This is a genomic window from Quadrisphaera sp. DVD1 (assembly GCF_058932755.1).
In genome coordinates this window covers 1-14882 of the sequence record NZ_JBZYWI010000076.1, presented here as the reverse complement: position 1 = coordinate 14882, position 14882 = coordinate 1, and the positions used below count along the sequence as shown (strand labels likewise).

Here is a 14882-nt window from a genome sequence, read left to right as displayed (position 1 = left end):
GGCGTCGCGGTCTGCTTCGACGCGGAGTTCCCCGAGCCGGTGGCCGCGGCGCTGGCCGCCGACCCCGAGCTCGCCCGCGCCCTCGGGCTGGTGGCCGCCTGGGACGACCTCGACGCCGACGGCTGGCAGGGCCTGCTCGACGACCTCGCGGAGGGCGTCGGCCCGCTGCCCGCGGCGGCAGACCTGCTCGGGCTGTGGCGCGCGCTGGCCCGGGCGGCCCCCGACGTCCGGCCGCCCGCCGCCGTCCTCGCGCTCGACGCCGCCGGGGCCGTGGTGCTCGCCGACGCCGAGGACGCCGTGGTGCTCGACGCACCGATGTGGCTGGGCCGGGGCGACCTGGGCGCCCGGCTGGTGCCGGGCGCGGACCTCGCCGGGGCGCTGGCCGACGTCCTCGACCTCGACCTCGCCTCCGAGCGGGCGCCGGGGCGGGTCGCCGGCGCGGGCGCGGAGGTGGCGGTGGACCGGGCGGTGCTCGCCGCCCTGCCCGGCGCGCCGGGCACGTGGCGCAGCCACGACCGCCTCGCCGTGGACGGCGTCCGCGTGGACTGGTGGGTGCAGGGCGCCGGGTCGGGCGCGCGGGTGCACGCCGCGACGACGTCCGGCCTGGCCCGCGCGCTGGCGCAGGCGGCGGGCGCCTGGAGCGCGCGGCTGCTGGTGCAGGCGCTGCTGGCGGCGCCGGACCGGGCCTCCGCCGCGCTGGTCGAGGAGGCCGCGGGCTGACGGCGTCAGAACGACGGCGCGCTCCGGTGCGTCCTCGTTCTGACAGGTAAGCGGGCCGCGCTGGGCCTGGTGACCTCAGTCCCGCCGGGCGCCTAGGCGGGCGCGGCGGTGCAGGTGCCACAGCCCGACGAGGCCCAGCAGGAACCCGCACAGCGCCGCCCACAGCCACCAGCCGTCGCCGGCAGCGACGAGCCGGTCGCGCAGGAGCAGGCCCACCACGCCCAGCGCGGCCCACACCGCGGTGCCGATCATCACGGCGCGTCGGTCGTCGGTGACCACGGGTTCCGGCAGGGGGCGCCGGTCCTCCGGGCGCAGGTACAGCGGCACGGGCGGAGCCTACGGGGGAACAGGGCCGTCTCGGGGATCGTTAGCAGGAGTAATGACCTATGCTATCGATGTGTCCACTCCTGCGATCGCGCCCTCGCGCTGCCGCCCGGCGCCGCTGGCGGCCGAGCTGCGCGTCTCCGTGATGCGCGCCGCCCGCCGGCTGCGCCAGATGCGCAGCAGCGAGGAGATCACCGACGGCCAGTACGCGGTGCTCGCGGCCCTGGACCGCGGGGGGCCGAGCACCCCGCGGGCGCTCGCCGACTCCGAGCACGTCCAGCCGCCGTCGATGACCCGCACCGTCAACGCCCTGGCCGAGGCCGGGCTCGTCGTGCGCAGCGCCCACCCCGACGACGGCCGGCAGGTGCTCGTCGCCCTCACCGACGACGGCGCCCGCCACGTCAGGGAGACCCGGCGCCGCCGCGACGCGTGGCTGGCCGGGCGCCTGGCCGACCTCGACCCGGCCGACCGCGAGGTCCTCGCCCGCGCCGCCGTCCTCCTCCAGCAGCTGGCGGTGCGGTGAACCCGCTGAGCGCCCGTCGCGGCGTCGGCGCCGCGCTCGCCCCGACCTTCCGCTCCCTGCAGGTGCGCAACTACCGGGTCTGGGCCGCGGGCGCGATCGTGTCCAACGTCGGCACCTGGATGCAGCGCGTGGCCCAGGACTGGCTCGTGCTCACGGTGCTCACGGCGAACTCCGCGGTCGCCGTCGGCATCACCACCGCCCTGCAGTTCGGCCCCGCCCTCGTGCTCGGCCCGCTGGCCGGCACCCTCGCCGACCGGCTGCCCCAGCGCGCGCTCATGGTGGCCACCCAGTCGCTGTCGGGCCTGTGGGCGCTGCTGCTCGGGCTCCTCGTCATCGGCGGGCACGCCGAGCTGTGGCAGGTCTACGTGCTGGCCGGGCTGCTCGGCGTCACCTCGGCGGTCGACGCGCCGGTGCGCCAGACCTTCGTCGCCGCGATGGTGCCGCCGGCGCAGCTGGCGAACGCCGTCGGCCTCAACAGCGCCTCCTTCAACGCCGCGCGCCTCGTCGGGCCCGGCGTGGCGGGCCTGCTCATCGCCGCGGTGGGCACCGGCCCGGTGTTCCTCATCAACGCCGCCACGTTCGCCGCGACCGTGGTGGCCCTGCTGGCCCTGCGCGCCGACGAGCTGCACCCGCTGCCGCGCGCCCGCGCCGGCCGGGGCCGCACCCGCGAGGGCCTGGCCTACGTGCGCTCGCGGCCCGACGTCCTGATGATCCTCCTCGTGGTGGGGCTGGTCGGGGCGTTCGGGATGAACTTCCAGATGACCACCGCCCTCATGGCCCGCGTGGAGTTCGGCCGCGGGGCCACCGAGTACGGGCTGCTGGGGTCGGTCATGGCCATCGGGTCGCTGGCCGGTGCGCTGGCCGCCGCCCGGCGCGAGCGCCCGCGGCTGCGCCTCGTCGTCGGCGCCGCGGCCGCGTTCGGCGTCTTCGCCCTCGTGGCCTCGGCGATGCCGACCTACGAGCTGTTCGCGCTCTCGCTGATCCCCGTCGGCGCCTCGGCCCTGACCCTCATGACCGCGGCCAACGCCACGGTGCAGATGACCACCGAGCCGGCGCTGCGCGGGCGCGTCATGGCCATCTACATGGCCGTCTTCGCCGGCACCACGCCGATCGGCGCCCCGGTCGTCGGCTGGCTCGGGGAGGTGCTCGGCCCCCGCGCCTCGATCGCCGTCGGCGGGGTGGCCGCGCTGCTCGCGGTGGCGGTCGTCGTCACCGTCGTCCTGCGCCGCCGGAAGGTCACCGTCGGCTACCGCCGGCACGACCACCCGCACCTGCTCGTGCAGGTGGGCGAGCTGCGCACCGACCGGACCGACGCCCCCGCCACCACCGCCGCCTGAGGAGACCTCCCGTGCCCACCACCGAGCTCGCGCCGGCCCTGGACGCCGTGCGCGCGCTGCTGCTCGAGCCCGACCAGCTCGTGCGGGCCGTCGCCTCCGGCCGCCGCCGCGGCGTGGAGCCGCCGGAGCCCGAGCGGGTCGAGCTGCGCCCGGTCGACCTCAAGGCCGGGCGCCACCTGCAGGCGGTGCACCGCAGCGGGCCCACGGTCCGCACGCACAACCACGCGCCGGACGCCGCCCCGGCGGCCGTCGACGCGCTGCTCGCGCTGCCGTTCGGCAACTGGCACGTCGAGACCGCCGCGGAGACGCTGCAGGTGCGGGTGACCAAGCGCGGCCAGGCGCAGGTGCACCGCAGCGCCACCTCCCGGCGCGCCGTCGAGCCGGCCGAGAGCCGTCCCGGCGCCGCGTCGCACGACCGCGCCAAGGAGCGCCTGCTCGACCCGGGCGACCCGCTGTTCGCCGTCCTGGGCGCCGACGGCGACAAGCGCCGCCAGGTCGACGCCTTCCTGCGCCAGCTCGCGCCGACGGCGAAGCCGGTCCTCGGCGCGGGGCCCGTCGAGGGCGCCGTCGCCGAGCCGCTGCGCGTGGTCGACCTCGGCTGCGGGAACGCCTACCTCACCTTCGCCGCCCACCGCTGGCTGGCCGAGCAGCCGCGCGGCGCCCGCACGGTGGGGGTCGAGCTGCGCGAGGACCTCGTGGCCCGCAGCACCGAGCGCGCCGAGAGCGCCGGCCTGGACGGGCTCACCTTCACCCCCGGCACCATCGCCGACGCCGACCCCACGGCCGACCTCGGCGGCGCGCCGGACGTCGTCCTGGCCCTGCACGCCTGCGACACCGCCACCGACGACGCCCTGGCCCGGGCCGTGCGCTGGGGCGCACCCGTGGTGCTCGCCGCGCCGTGCTGCCACCACGACGTCCAGCGCCAGCTCGGCTCGGGCGCGCAGGCCCCGGCGCCCTACGGCGCGCTGGTGCGCTCGCCGATCCTGCGGGAGCGCTTCGCGGACGTGCTCACCGACGCCCTGCGCGCGGCGGTGCTGCGCCTGCTCGGCTACCGGGTGGACGTCGTGGAGTTCGTCGACTCCCGCCACACCCCGCGCAACGCCCTGCTGCGCGCCGTGCGCACCGGCGCGGCGCCCACGCCGGAGCAGGCCGCCGAGCTGCGCGAGCTCACCCAGGCCTGGGGCGTCGTCCCGGCCCTCGCGCAGCGACTCGCGCCCGAGCTGGACGCCGCCCTCGCCGGCCTCGGAGCCGCCCCCGCCCGCTCCTCGTCCTGAGGGCGGGGACGCGCGGAGCCGCACCGGCCCGCTCCCCGCGAGTCGCGTCACGGCTCCGCCGCGGTCACCGGCATGCTGTGATCATGGACGCACCGGACGGAGGAGAGCGCGGGCCGGGCCCCGGCGCCCTCGACGAGGCCGTCGAGCGCGCCGCTGCCCGGCACGGCGAGCGGCACGTGGGGCTGGTGGTGGGCGCGGTGACGTCCGCGGGCGCGCGGTCCGTCGTGCCGCTCGGGCGCCTGCGCGCGCCCGACGGCCCGGCGCCCCGCGCGGACAGCCTGTTCGAGATCGGCTCGGTCACCAAGGTGTTCACCGCGCTGCTGCTCGCCGAGGCCGTGACGCGCGGGGAGCTGTCGCTGGACGCGCCGCTCGCCGACCTGCTGCCGGAGGTGGACGTCCCGGCCCGCGGCGGCGCGGCGATCACCGTCGAGCACCTGGCGACCCACACCTCGGGGCTGCCCAACAACCCGATGTCGCTCCCGGCCGCCGCCTGGGCCCAGTGGAGGGCCCGCAACGGCGACCCGTGGGAGGCGATCGACCGCGCCGCGCTGCTGACCGCGCTGGGCCGGGTGAGGCTGCGCCGCACTCCCGGCACCGGCCGCATCGCCTACTCCAACGTCGGTGCAGGCGTGCTGGGCCACGCGCTGGTCGCCGCGGCTGCCAGCCGCGACTTCGGCGAGCTGGTGCGCTCGCGGATCTGCGAGCCGCTCGGGATGGCGGACACCGTGCTCCTCCCCGACCCGGAGCAGGCCGAGCGCGAGGCCGTCGGCCACCGGCGGCGCCACCGGCCCACCGGCCACTGGGCGGTGGCCGGCCTGCCCGGCGCCGGTGCGCTGCGCTCCACGGCCACCGACGTGCTCACCTTCCTGCACGCCCAGCTGCGCCCGGACGACACCCCGCTCGGACCGGCGATCGCCCTCACCCACCCGGAGCGCCGCCCCGGCGGGCGCCTCGGCATCGGGCTCGGCTGGCTGCGGGTGCCGCTGAGGGGCGGCCACGTCCTGCTCTGGCACAACGGCGGCACCGGCGGCTTCCGCTCGTTCGCCGGGTTCGTGCCGACCGCCGGTGTGGGCGTGGTCGCCCTGGCCAACGACGTGCGCAGCGTCGACCGGGTCGGCCTGGAGCTGCTCACCGCGCTCAGCGCGGACGCCGAGCCAGCAGGACCTCCGCCGTGACCGGTCCCGCGCCCGTCCCGGCACCGCGTGGTGGCCACGGCCTGCGCGGGCCGGTGGCCTGGGGCGTCGTCTTCGGCGGCCTCCAGGCCACCTCCCCGCTGCCCCTCTCCTGGCTGGAGCCCCGGACCGTCCACGCCCTCGGGCTGACCCTGATCGCCGCGGTCTACGTCGGCTTCGCCGTCGCCGACGGGCGCCGGCACGTGCTGGTCGTCGAGGTCGGCGTCGCCGCGGCCTTCGTGGTCGTCGCCGCTGCCGCGGTGAGCGGATCGCCCTGGCTGGTCGTGGTCGGGCTGACCGCTCACGGCGTCAAGGACCTGTGGCAGCACCGCACCCGGTTCGTGGCCGGCACCCGGTGGTGGCCGCCGTTCTGCGCCACCGTCGACTGGGTCGCCGCGGGCCTCGTCGCCGTCGCGATCGCGGCTGGTGCGCCCTTCGCGCCATGACCGCGGCGGCGGAGCCGGCTGCCGGCGAGGCGGTCGCCGTGCCGGGTGGCCGCCCACGGCCTCTGGGCGGCCGACGGCTCCTCGCTCGCGGCGGGGTCTGAGGGACGTGACGAGGACGACGAGGGTGCTGCCCGCACGGGGCCGTGCGCTTGGGCACCACGGACGCCGGCGGCAGCTGACGAGGGCGTGCGGGCGGCCGGATAACCAGGGGCGGCCTGTCGGCGCGAGCGGCTAGCGTGAGCCTCGCCGGGCACCCCCGGCCCCTCGATCCCCCCACACCACCGGCCCGCTCGACCAGCGGCACGGAGGAGGAGCTGCCGTGCGCGCCCAGCCGCTGACCTGGCGACGCCTCGCGGGCGCCACGTCGACCGCGGCGGCGGCGGCCGCGGCCGTGGGGGCGCTGGGGGAGACGCTGGCCTCGGTGGTCGCCGGCCGGATCGCCGACGAGCCCACGTCGGCGCTGGTCGCCGTGCTGGCCGCGCTCCTGCTGGGCTCCACGCTCCTCGACACCGCCGGCCGCACGGCCTTCTCCGGCGTCGTGGGCCACGCCGAGGGCCGGCTGCGCGCGGACCTGCTCGGCGCGGCGCTGTCCCAGCCGCTGCCGGTGCTGGAGGAGCAGGCCGTCGGCGAGATCATGGACCGGGTCGACGACGACCCGCGCGCCCTCGGCGTCCTGCTGCGCCGCACCGGCTGGGAGATGGGCCGCTCGCTGCTGCGCTCGGTGCTGGCCTGGGTGGTCGCCGGCCTGACCTGGTGGCCCGCCTGGATCGCCTTCCCCCTCGTGGCGCTGCTGGCCGTCGCGGTGGTGCGGCGCCTGACCCCGGTCGTCGCCGAGCGCAAGCTCGCCGAGGAGGCCGCGTGGTCCGACCACAACGCCCAGCTCGAGGAGGCCGTCGCCGGGCGCGACGACGTCCGCGCCTCCCTGGGCCAGCCGCACGTCGTGCGCCGCTACGCCGACCGCGCCCACGAGGTGCTCAGCCGGGTCGCCGCCACCTGCCGCGCCTCGGCGGCGGTCGGGCTGCGCACCGGGCTCGTCGTGCACGCCATGCTCGCGGCGCTCGCCGTCGGCGGGGTGGCGCTGGTCGGCGGCAGCCGCCTGTCGGTGGCCGAGCTGGTGACGCTGTGGCTGCTCGTGACGACCTTCGTCGGCCAGCTCACGCAGGTCAGCCACCACCTGCCCGAGCTGCAGGCGGGCCTGGGCGCGGTCGCCCGCATCCGCTCGCTGCTGGACGCCGAGCGCGAGCCCTCGGGCGGCGCCCCCGTGCCGCGCGGCGAGGTCTCGATCGAGGTCCGCGACCTCACCTTCGGCTACGAGGGCGGCTTCGCGCTGAGCTCGGTGGACCTCGACGTGCCGGCGGGCACGACGTGCGCGCTGGTGGGGCGCACCGGCGCGGGGAAGTCCACGCTGGCGAAGCTGCTCTCCCGCGCGGTGGAGCCGCCGCCCGGCACGGTCTTCGTCGGCGGCCAGGACATCACCGCGACCGACGTGGAGGACCTGCGCCGCGCGGTCGGCGTGGTCACCCAGCGCACCGAGATCCTCGCGGCCACGCTCGCCGAGAACATCACCCTCTTCGGCGACGTGCCGCGCGAGGCGGTCGAGGGCGCGGTGGCGGCGCTCGGGCTCACCGAGTGGGCCGCGGCCCTGCCCGAGGGCCTCGACACCCGCCTCGGCACCGGCGGCACGACCCTGTCGGCGGGCGAGGAGCAGCTGGTGGCCTTCGCCCGGCTGCTCGTGCGCGACGTCTCCGTCGTCGTCCTCGACGAGGCCACCGCCCGGATGGACCCCCAGACCGAGCAGCGGGTGACCCGCGCGGCCGACGCCCTGCTCTCCGGGCGCACCGGCGTCGTCGTGGCCCACCGGCTGTCGACGACGGAGCGGTGCGACGCCGTGGCGGTGCTCGACCGCGGCAAGGTCGTCCAGCACGGGCCGCGCCCGGAGCTCGCGGCCGAGCCGGGTCCCTTCCGCGACCTGCTCCTGGCCGCGGGCGAGAGCGCCCCGGCGCGGGCGTCCACCGGCCTGATCGGCCGCAGCGAGCGGCGCGCGCCCAAGGTGGTGCCCGCGGTGCGCCGGCCGGGCCTGGCCCGCACGGTGGCGCGCCTCGTGGCGGCCCGTCCGCGGTGGGGCGTCGTCGGCGCCGCGGGCTTCCTGCTGTCCTCGCTGCTGGGCGCCTACGGCACGGTCACCGGCTGGCTCTGGGGCCGCGTGGTCGCCGGCCTGGAGGCCGGCGCCTCGCCCTGGCTCGACGCCGCGCTGCTCGCGCTCGGGCTCCTGCTGGCGCCCGTCGTCGTGGCGGTCGCCTTCCGCACCTACCCGCTGTGGTGGTCGGAGGTGACCCTGCGCCTGCGCCTGGCGGTGCTGCGCGGGCAGACCATGCAGCGCCGCCTGCCGCGCACGCCCCCCGGGGAGGTCGCCGCGCGCGCCCTCGACTCCGACCGCATCGTCATGTACGCCGACCGCTGGGTCGACGTCGTCAACGGCGTGGTCATCGTCGGGGTCACCGCGCTGGTGGCGCAGAGCTGGCTGGCCGGCGCCGTCATCGCCGGCGTCCTCGCGCTCTCGGCGCTCGTCTCGGGGGCCGGGGCGCCCCTGGCCGGGGCCTCCGCGCGCGAGGCCGGTGACGAGCGGGCCCGCTTCGGCCGCTCGCTCGTCTCGGTGCTCGACGCCGCCCGCACCATCAAGCTCGCGGCCGCGGGGCCCGCGGTGCGCGCGCACCTGGAGCGGGTCGACGGCCGCCGGGTGACCGCGTCGGTGCGCGAGCACCGGGTGCGCTCGGTGCTCGACGGCGTGCCGGGCCTGCTCGTGCAGTCCGGCATCGTCGCGGCCTGGGCGGCGCACCTGACCGGCGTGTGGGACCTGAAGACGGCGATCCTCGTCTCCACCGCCGTCAGCGGCACCGGCTGGTTCGGCACCGTGGCCGGCGCCGCCGTCACCGAGGCGCCCGTCGCGCGCCGCTGGCTGCAGGCCGTGGCCGACCTGGCGGGCGGCACCGACCTCGTCGCGGTGCCCCCGGGCGTGGACCTCGTCACCGGGCGGGCGCCGGCGCCCTCGGCGTCCGGGCGCGTGCCGCTGCGCCGCCTGAGCCTGGAGGGCGTCTCCGCCGTGCACGACGACGGGACCGTCGGGGTGGCCGACGTCGACCTGACCGTCGAGGCGGGCTCCCTCGTGCTCCTCACCGGCCGGGTGGGGGCGGGCAAGTCCAGCCTGCTCTCGTCCCTGGCGGGGCTGGTCGACCACGAGGGCGCCATCCGCTGGAACGACCGGGAGGTGGAGGACGCGCAGCAGTTCCTGCGCCCCGGGCAGGTGGCCTACGTCAGCCAGGTGCCGCGGGTGCTCTCGGGCTCCTTCGCCGACAACATCGCCCTCGACCACGACCGGCGGATCGGGCCCAGCGTCGAGGACGCCCGCCTGGGCGCCGACGTCGCCGACGCCGGCGGCCACGCGGCGATGGTCGGCCACCGCGGCGTGCGGCTGTCCGGCGGCCAGGTGCAGCGCCTGGCCCTGGCCCGGGCGCTGGCCACGGACGCCGAGCTGCTCGTCGCCGACGACGTCTCCTCCGCCCTCGACGCGCGCACCGAGGTCGAGCTGTGGGAGGCCCTGCGCCGCCGCGGGGTGACGGTGGTCGGGTCGTCCTCGAAGCGGTCGGCGCTGGCGCGGGCGGACTGCGTCGTCGTGCTCGAGGAGGGCCGGGTCGCCGCGACCGGGCGCTGGGAGGACCTCAGCGACGCGTGGGGGCACCTCGCCGGCTGAGCGAGCCGGACCCGGCCAGCAGGGCCAGCGCCACGGCGAGCAGCGCCGGGATCATCAGGAAGCCGCGGTGCGGGCCGACGAGGTCGCCGAGCGCCCCGAGCGCGAAGGGCGCCACCCCGCTGGCCACCGAGGAGCCCACGGACCCGAGCGCCGCCGCGGAGTCGGTGCGGCCGGACGAGGAGTCCATGAGCATCGCCAGCGTCAGCGGGAAGAGCAGCGAGACGCCGAGCCCGCAGACCACGAGCCCGGCCACGAACACGGCCGCCGCGGTCGCCGTCCACAGCACCGCCCAGCCCACGGCCGCCACCGCGAGGGCCCCGGCCAGCAGCGTGCCCGCCGGCACCACCAGCGCCAGGCGCGCGGCGAAGGCGCGCCCGACCGTCATCCCCAGCACGAAGGCGCCGACCGCGGCCGCGGCGGTCCCCGCGCCCACGCCCAGGCGCGAGCTGAGCAGGTCGCCGGCCCAGAAGGTGGTGGCGTACTCGGTCGCCACGCCGCAGACGATCACGCCCCACAGGAGCCAGAAGGACCGGCCCAGCGGCCGCCGCGGGCCCGGGTGCGGCGGCGCGGGCCGGCCCAGCGCCGGCTCCGCCGGCAGGCGGTGCAGGGTGACCAGCGCCAGCGCCACGAGGGGCAGGGTGACCAGCGTGGCCGCGCGCCAGCCCAGCGCCGTCGCCGCCAGGGCGCCGAGGGCGACGGGGGAGAGCACCCCGAGCGCGGTGCACACGGCGTTGCCCTCGGTGAGCGCCGCCGTGGCGCGCTCTCCGTGGTGGTCGGCCAGCGCCGGGCCCGCGGCGTTGATCGCCATGAGGCCGCCGAGGCCGCTGAGCAGCGCCCCGGACAGGGTCAGCGGCAGCCCGCCGCCGCTGACCACGAGGCCGACGCCGGCGACGAGCACGAGGAGCCCGGCGGTGACCACCCCGCGCCGGCCGAAGCGCCGCGCGAGGCTCACGGCCAGCACGCCCGACAGCACCGAGCCGAGCGCCATCGCCGTGCCGTGCAGGCCGGCGACGCCGCGGCCGGTGCCCTGCTCGTCGCGCAGCAGGGCCACGGTGGGCCCGAAGCCGAAGACGAACCAGCCCCAGGCGGCGAAGGACCCGTAGAGGGCCAGCGTGAGCGGGTCGCGGTGCAGGCGCGGGACGGCGTCCGCGACGGCGGTGCCCGGCAGGTCGGTCGGCCGGCTCACCGCAGCTGCTCGGCGACGTGGTCGACGCACGCGGTGAGGGCCTCGACGTCGTCCGGCTCGACGGCGGGGAACATGCCGATCCGCAGCTGGTTGCGGGCCAGGCCCCGGTACGGCTCGGTGTCGACGACGCCGTGGGCGCGCAGCACGGCCGAGACCGCGGCGGCGTCCACCCCGCCCTGCTCGGGGCCGTCGAGGTCGACCGTCCCGACGACGGCGGAGCGCGCGGCCGGGTCGGCGACGAAGGGGCGGGCGTAGTCGGTGCGCTCGGCCCAGCCGTACAGGCGCGAGGCGGAGTCGGCGGTGCGCGCCGCGGCCCAGGGCAGCCCGCCGTGCTCGAGCAGCCAGTCGACCTGCTCGGCGAGGAGCACCAGGGTCGCCACGGCGGGCGTGTTGAGCGTCTGGTCCTTGCGGCTGTTCTCCACCGCCGTGAGCAGGTCCAGGCTCGAGGGCACCCAGCGGGTGCCGGCCAGCGAGCGGGCCCGCTCCAGCGCCGCCGGGCTGAGCAGCGCCAGCCACAGCCCGCCGTCGGAGGCGAAGGACTTCTGCGGCGCGAAGTAGTAGGCGTCGGTCTGCGCGACGTCGACGGCGAGCCCGCCCGCGGCGGAGGTGGCGTCGACGACGACGAGGGCGTCGTCGTCCGCGCCGGGCACCCGCTGCACCGGCGCGACCACGCCGGTGGAGGTCTCGTTGTGCGGCCAGGCGTAGACGTCGACGCCGGCCACGGCGGCGGGGGAGGGGCGGGTGCCGGGCGCGGAGCGGCGCACGTCGGGCTCGTCGAGGAACGGGGCGCCGGCGGTGACCGCGGCGAACCGGTCGCCGAACTCCCCGAACGCCAGGTGCTGGGAGCGCCGGCGCACCAGGCCGAGCGCGGCGACGTCCCAGAAGGCCGTGCTGCCGCCGTTGCCCAGCACCACCTCGTAGCCCTCGGGCAGGGCGAAGAGCTGCGCCAGGCCCTCGCGCACCCGGCGCACCAGGCCCTTGACCGGCGCCTGGCGGTGGGAGGTGCCGAGCAGGCCCGCGCCCGCAGCGGCCAGGGCGGCCACCTGCTCGGGGCGCACCTTGCTCGGCCCGGACCCGAAGCGGCCGTCGCGGGGCAGCAGCGAGGCGGGGATGGTGATCCCTCGGAGGTCAACAGGGGTGCTCACGGGACCGCATCCTCGCGCACCCGGGGCCGGGCCGGGGCAGAGTGGCGGCTGTGGACGACCTCGACCTCGCCTCCCGGCGCGTGGACTACAGCGGCGGCCCGGACGCCGGCCTGGTCGAGACCGACCTGGCGCCCACCCCGCTGGAGCAGTTCCAGGCGTGGTTCGCGCAGGCCGAGCGCGCCCCGCAGGTGCCCGAGCCGAATGCGGTCGTGCTCGCCACGGTCGACGCCGCCGGCCTGCCCGACGCCCGCACCGTGCTGCTCAAGGGCGTGGACGCGCGCGGCTTCTCCTTCTACTCCAACCACCGCTCCGCCAAGGGCGCCCAGCTGGCCGCCGTCCCGGCCGCGGCGCTGGTGGCGCCCTGGCACGGCGTCCAGCGCCAGGTGCGGGTGCGCGGCGCGGTCGAGCACCTGCCGCGGGCGGAGAGCGCCGCGTACTTCGCGAGCCGGCCGTGGAGCTCGCAGATCGGCGCCTGGGCCTCGGAGCAGTCCTCCGTGGCGGCCTCGCGCGAGCAGCTCGAGGTCGCCTGGGCCGCGCGGGCGGCGCAGTGGCCCCCCGACGGCTCGCGCGGGCCGGTGCCGCTGCCCGACCACTGGGGCGGGTACCTCGTGCGGCCGGTGGAGGTCGAGTTCTGGGTCGGGCGCGCCTCGCGGCTGCACGACCGGCTGGTCTACCTGCCGGCGGCGGACGGCGTCCCCGGTGCGCTCGACGACCCGGCCGCGTGGCGCGTCGTCCGCCGCCAGCCCTGACCCGCGACACGCCGGACGACACGCCGTCAGCCGTGGGCGAAAACCGCTGGACCGCTCGCCGAGCGCGACGTAGCGTTCTGAGCACACGGGAGAGGAGGTGGTCCGAGAAGTGATCGATCTTCGGACGCGTGAGGTGACTGCCCGCTAGCCGATCCGGCAGCGAGCACCACCCGGACGGCCAGCACGACCTGGCAGTCACCGGAGCCCGCGGGAGTCGCGCCCTCGTCCAGCGCGACGCCCCCTCGCACCTGAGGGGAGCCCGCGGGTTCTCCCACGCCCCGTCCGCCAGCGCCGTCGGCGCCTGGGGCACGATCTCTCCTCGTGCCGCGCCTGCTCCTCGACCTCGCACCGCTGCGGGTCTCCGCGGACTACCGGCGCCTGTGGGCCGGCACGGCCCTGGCCCAGGTGGGCAGCCAGCTCGGCGCGACCACGGTGGCCCTGCAGGTCTACGACCTGACCCGCTCCAGCTTCGCCGTCGGCCTCGTGGGCCTGGTCTCCTTCGTGCCCCTGGTGCTGCTCGGCCTGTACGGCGGGGCGCTGGTGGACGTCCACGACCGGCGCGTCGTCGCGGTGCGCTCCTCGCTGGCGCTGCTCGTCGTCAGCGCGGCGATGGCGGCCCAGGCCTGGACCCACCTCGGCTCGGCCGCCGTGCTCCTGGCCCTCGTCGCGGTGCAGTCGGCGGCCTTCGCGGTGAACAGCCCGGCGCGCACGGCGATCGTGCCGATGCTCGTGCCCTCGGCGCTGCTCCCCGCCGCGAACGCCCTCGGCTCGCTCGCGATGACGGTCGGGATGACCCTCGGACCGCTGCTGGCCGGCGTCCTCGTCGGCCGCCTGGGCTACCAGGCCGCGTACACGATCGACGTCGCCACCCTCGCCGTCGCGCTGTGGGCGGTGCTGCGGCTGCCGGCCCTGCCGCCGGTCGGCGTCCAGCACGCCCGCGCCGGCCTGGCCTCGGTGCTGGAGGGGCTGCGGCTGGTGGCGCGCTGGCCGAACGTGCGGATGACCTTCGTGCTCGACCTCTGCGCCATGGTGCTGGCCCAGCCGCGGGCCCTGTTCCCGGCCGTCGGCGCGATCGCGCTGGGCGGTGGAGCGACGACGGCGGGGGTGCTGGCGGCCTCGGTCGCGCTCGGGTCGGTGCTGGCCAGCCTGCTCTCCGGCCCGCTGGGCGGGGTCGACCGCCACGGGATCGCCGTCGCGGTGTGCGTGGCGGGCTGGGGGGCCTCGGTCGCCGCGTTCGGCCTCGTGCTCGCCGGCGCCTCCGCGCCCGCGGACGGCGGCCTGCTCGACGCCGCCGTGCCCTGGGGGTCCCCGGCGCTGTGGGGGGCCTGCGCGGCGCTGGCCGCGGCCGGGGCGTGGGACGCCGTGAGCTCGGTCTTCCGCAACACCGTGCTGCAGTCCGCAACGCCGGACCACATGCGCGGGCGGCTGCAGGGCGTCTTCCTCGTCGTCGTCGCGGGCGGCCCCCGCCTCGGCGACCTCGTCGCGGGTGCGCAGGCGGAGTGGCTCGGCGAGGCGGGTGCAGCCCTGGTCGGGGGTCTGGCGTGCGTCGTCGCGGTGGTGCTCGTCCTGCGCTGGCAGCCCGCCTTCCTGCGCTACGACGCCCGCTCGCCGGTGCCCTGAGGCGCACCTACCGTGGCCGGATGCAGGTGCGGGCGGGGGTGGGCCCGTGAGCCGCGCGTCCCGGGCCCGGTTCGCGGACGTCGTCCGCGCCCCCGAGGTGGACCTCGGCCTGGCCTGCCTGCTCCTGGGGGCCGAGGTCGACCCCGCCCTGGACCCCGCGCCGTTCCTCGCGGAGCTGGACGCCCTGGCCGCGGCCGTGCCGCGCGACCTGCCTCCGGAGGCGGCGCTGCGGTCGGTGCTCGCCGGCTTCACCGGTGACGCGCACGACTACGGCGACCTGCGGTCCTCGCTCCTGCACGAGGTGCTGACCCGGCGCGCCGGCCTGCCGATCCTGCTCTCGGTGGTCTGGCTGGAGGTCGCCCGCCGGTGCGGCGTGCGGGCCGAGGGCATCGGGCTGCCCGGCCACTTCGTCGTGCGCGTGGAGGGGCAGCTGCTCGACCCCTTCGCCGGGGGCGCCCCGCTCGACGCGCGCGGGGTGCCGGCGGCCGACCTGCGGCCGTGGCCGGCGCAGGCGGTGCTGCTGCGGATCCTCACCAACATCCGGGTGTGGGCCGGCCAGGCCTCCGAGCGCACGGCCGCGGCGCGGTGGGCGCTGGAGCTGTCGCTGCTGCTGCCGCAGGCCCCGCTCGTGCTGCGCT

12 protein-coding genes and 1 pseudogene are annotated in these 14882 nt (G+C 78.1%); 10 read left to right on the top strand and 3 right to left on the bottom strand.

All coding sequences use genetic code 11. From position 1 onward, the window contains the following. Positions 1 to 720: pseudogene (locus AC5FZL_RS10195) on the top strand (sacsin N-terminal ATP-binding-like domain-containing protein); the annotation flags it as partial. A 75-nt stretch (positions 721 to 795) separates the two neighbouring features. Here AC5FZL_RS10195 and AC5FZL_RS10190 read toward each other — a convergent pair. Beyond that, entirely contained in the window at positions 796 to 1047 is a 252-nt protein-coding gene (locus AC5FZL_RS10190; protein WP_493618475.1) for a DUF2530 domain-containing protein, read from the bottom strand. A gap of 70 nt (positions 1048 to 1117) precedes the next feature. On the opposite strand from AC5FZL_RS10190, the gene AC5FZL_RS10185 reads away from it, so the two are divergent. The 6 genes from AC5FZL_RS10185 to AC5FZL_RS10160 all read left to right on the top strand — a co-directional run bounded on the left by AC5FZL_RS10185 (position 1118) and on the right by AC5FZL_RS10160 (position 9544). Beyond that, entirely contained in the window at positions 1118 to 1567 is a 450-nt protein-coding gene (locus AC5FZL_RS10185; protein WP_493618474.1) for a MarR family winged helix-turn-helix transcriptional regulator, read from the top strand. Next, complete coding sequence (locus AC5FZL_RS10180) at positions 1564 to 2904, top strand: MFS transporter (protein ID WP_493618473.1); 1341 nt, start codon at positions 1564 to 1566, stop codon at positions 2902 to 2904. The genes AC5FZL_RS10185 and AC5FZL_RS10180 overlap by 4 nt, the downstream gene beginning before the upstream one ends. A gap of 11 nt (positions 2905 to 2915) precedes the next feature. Next, complete coding sequence (locus AC5FZL_RS10175) at positions 2916 to 4178, top strand: class I SAM-dependent methyltransferase (protein ID WP_493618472.1); 1263 nt, start codon at positions 2916 to 2918, stop codon at positions 4176 to 4178. An 83-nt stretch (positions 4179 to 4261) separates the two neighbouring features. Then, entirely contained in the window at positions 4262 to 5353 is a 1092-nt protein-coding gene (locus tag AC5FZL_RS10170; RefSeq protein WP_493618471.1) for a serine hydrolase domain-containing protein, read from the top strand. Next, on the top strand, positions 5350 to 5796 hold the full coding sequence (locus tag AC5FZL_RS10165; protein WP_493618470.1) for a hypothetical protein: 447 nt from the start codon (positions 5350 to 5352) through the stop codon (positions 5794 to 5796). The genes AC5FZL_RS10170 and AC5FZL_RS10165 overlap by 4 nt, the downstream gene beginning before the upstream one ends. A gap of 319 nt (positions 5797 to 6115) precedes the next feature. Then, positions 6116 to 9544: an ATP-binding cassette domain-containing protein gene (locus tag AC5FZL_RS10160; RefSeq protein WP_493618469.1), complete on the top strand. Its 3429-nt coding sequence runs from the start codon at positions 6116 to 6118 to the stop codon at positions 9542 to 9544. On the opposite strand, the gene AC5FZL_RS10155 is transcribed toward AC5FZL_RS10160, so the two are convergent. Both AC5FZL_RS10155 and serC read right to left on the bottom strand, forming a co-directional pair. Further along, positions 9513 to 10730 carry an MFS transporter gene (locus AC5FZL_RS10155; protein ID WP_493618468.1) on the bottom strand — a complete coding sequence of 406 codons (1218 nt, stop codon included), beginning with the start codon at positions 10728 to 10730 and terminating at the stop codon, positions 9513 to 9515. The two genes, AC5FZL_RS10160 and AC5FZL_RS10155, sit on opposite strands and share 32 nt — an antisense overlap. Continuing rightward, positions 10727 to 11875 (bottom strand): phosphoserine transaminase, encoded by a 1149-nt coding sequence (serC, locus tag AC5FZL_RS10150; RefSeq protein WP_493618467.1) that lies wholly within the window; start codon positions 11873 to 11875, stop codon positions 10727 to 10729. Before serC ends, AC5FZL_RS10155 begins: the two co-directional genes overlap by 4 nt. Before the next feature lie 50 nt (positions 11876 to 11925). On the opposite strand from serC, the gene pdxH reads away from it, so the two are divergent. From pdxH to AC5FZL_RS10135, 3 genes are all read left to right on the top strand, one after another. Continuing rightward, positions 11926 to 12624 (top strand): pyridoxamine 5'-phosphate oxidase, encoded by a 699-nt coding sequence (gene pdxH / locus AC5FZL_RS10145; RefSeq protein WP_493618466.1) that lies wholly within the window; start codon positions 11926 to 11928, stop codon positions 12622 to 12624. A gap of 321 nt (positions 12625 to 12945) precedes the next feature. After that, the gene (locus tag AC5FZL_RS10140) at positions 12946 to 14244 is read left to right on the top strand and encodes an MFS transporter (protein ID WP_493618465.1); all 1299 of its coding nucleotides are present in this window, start codon (positions 12946 to 12948) and stop codon (positions 14242 to 14244) included. A 46-nt stretch (positions 14245 to 14290) separates the two neighbouring features. Next, the coding region (locus tag AC5FZL_RS10135) for a transglutaminase family protein (protein WP_493618464.1) at positions 14291 to 14882 on the top strand (592 nt) is incomplete at its 3' end.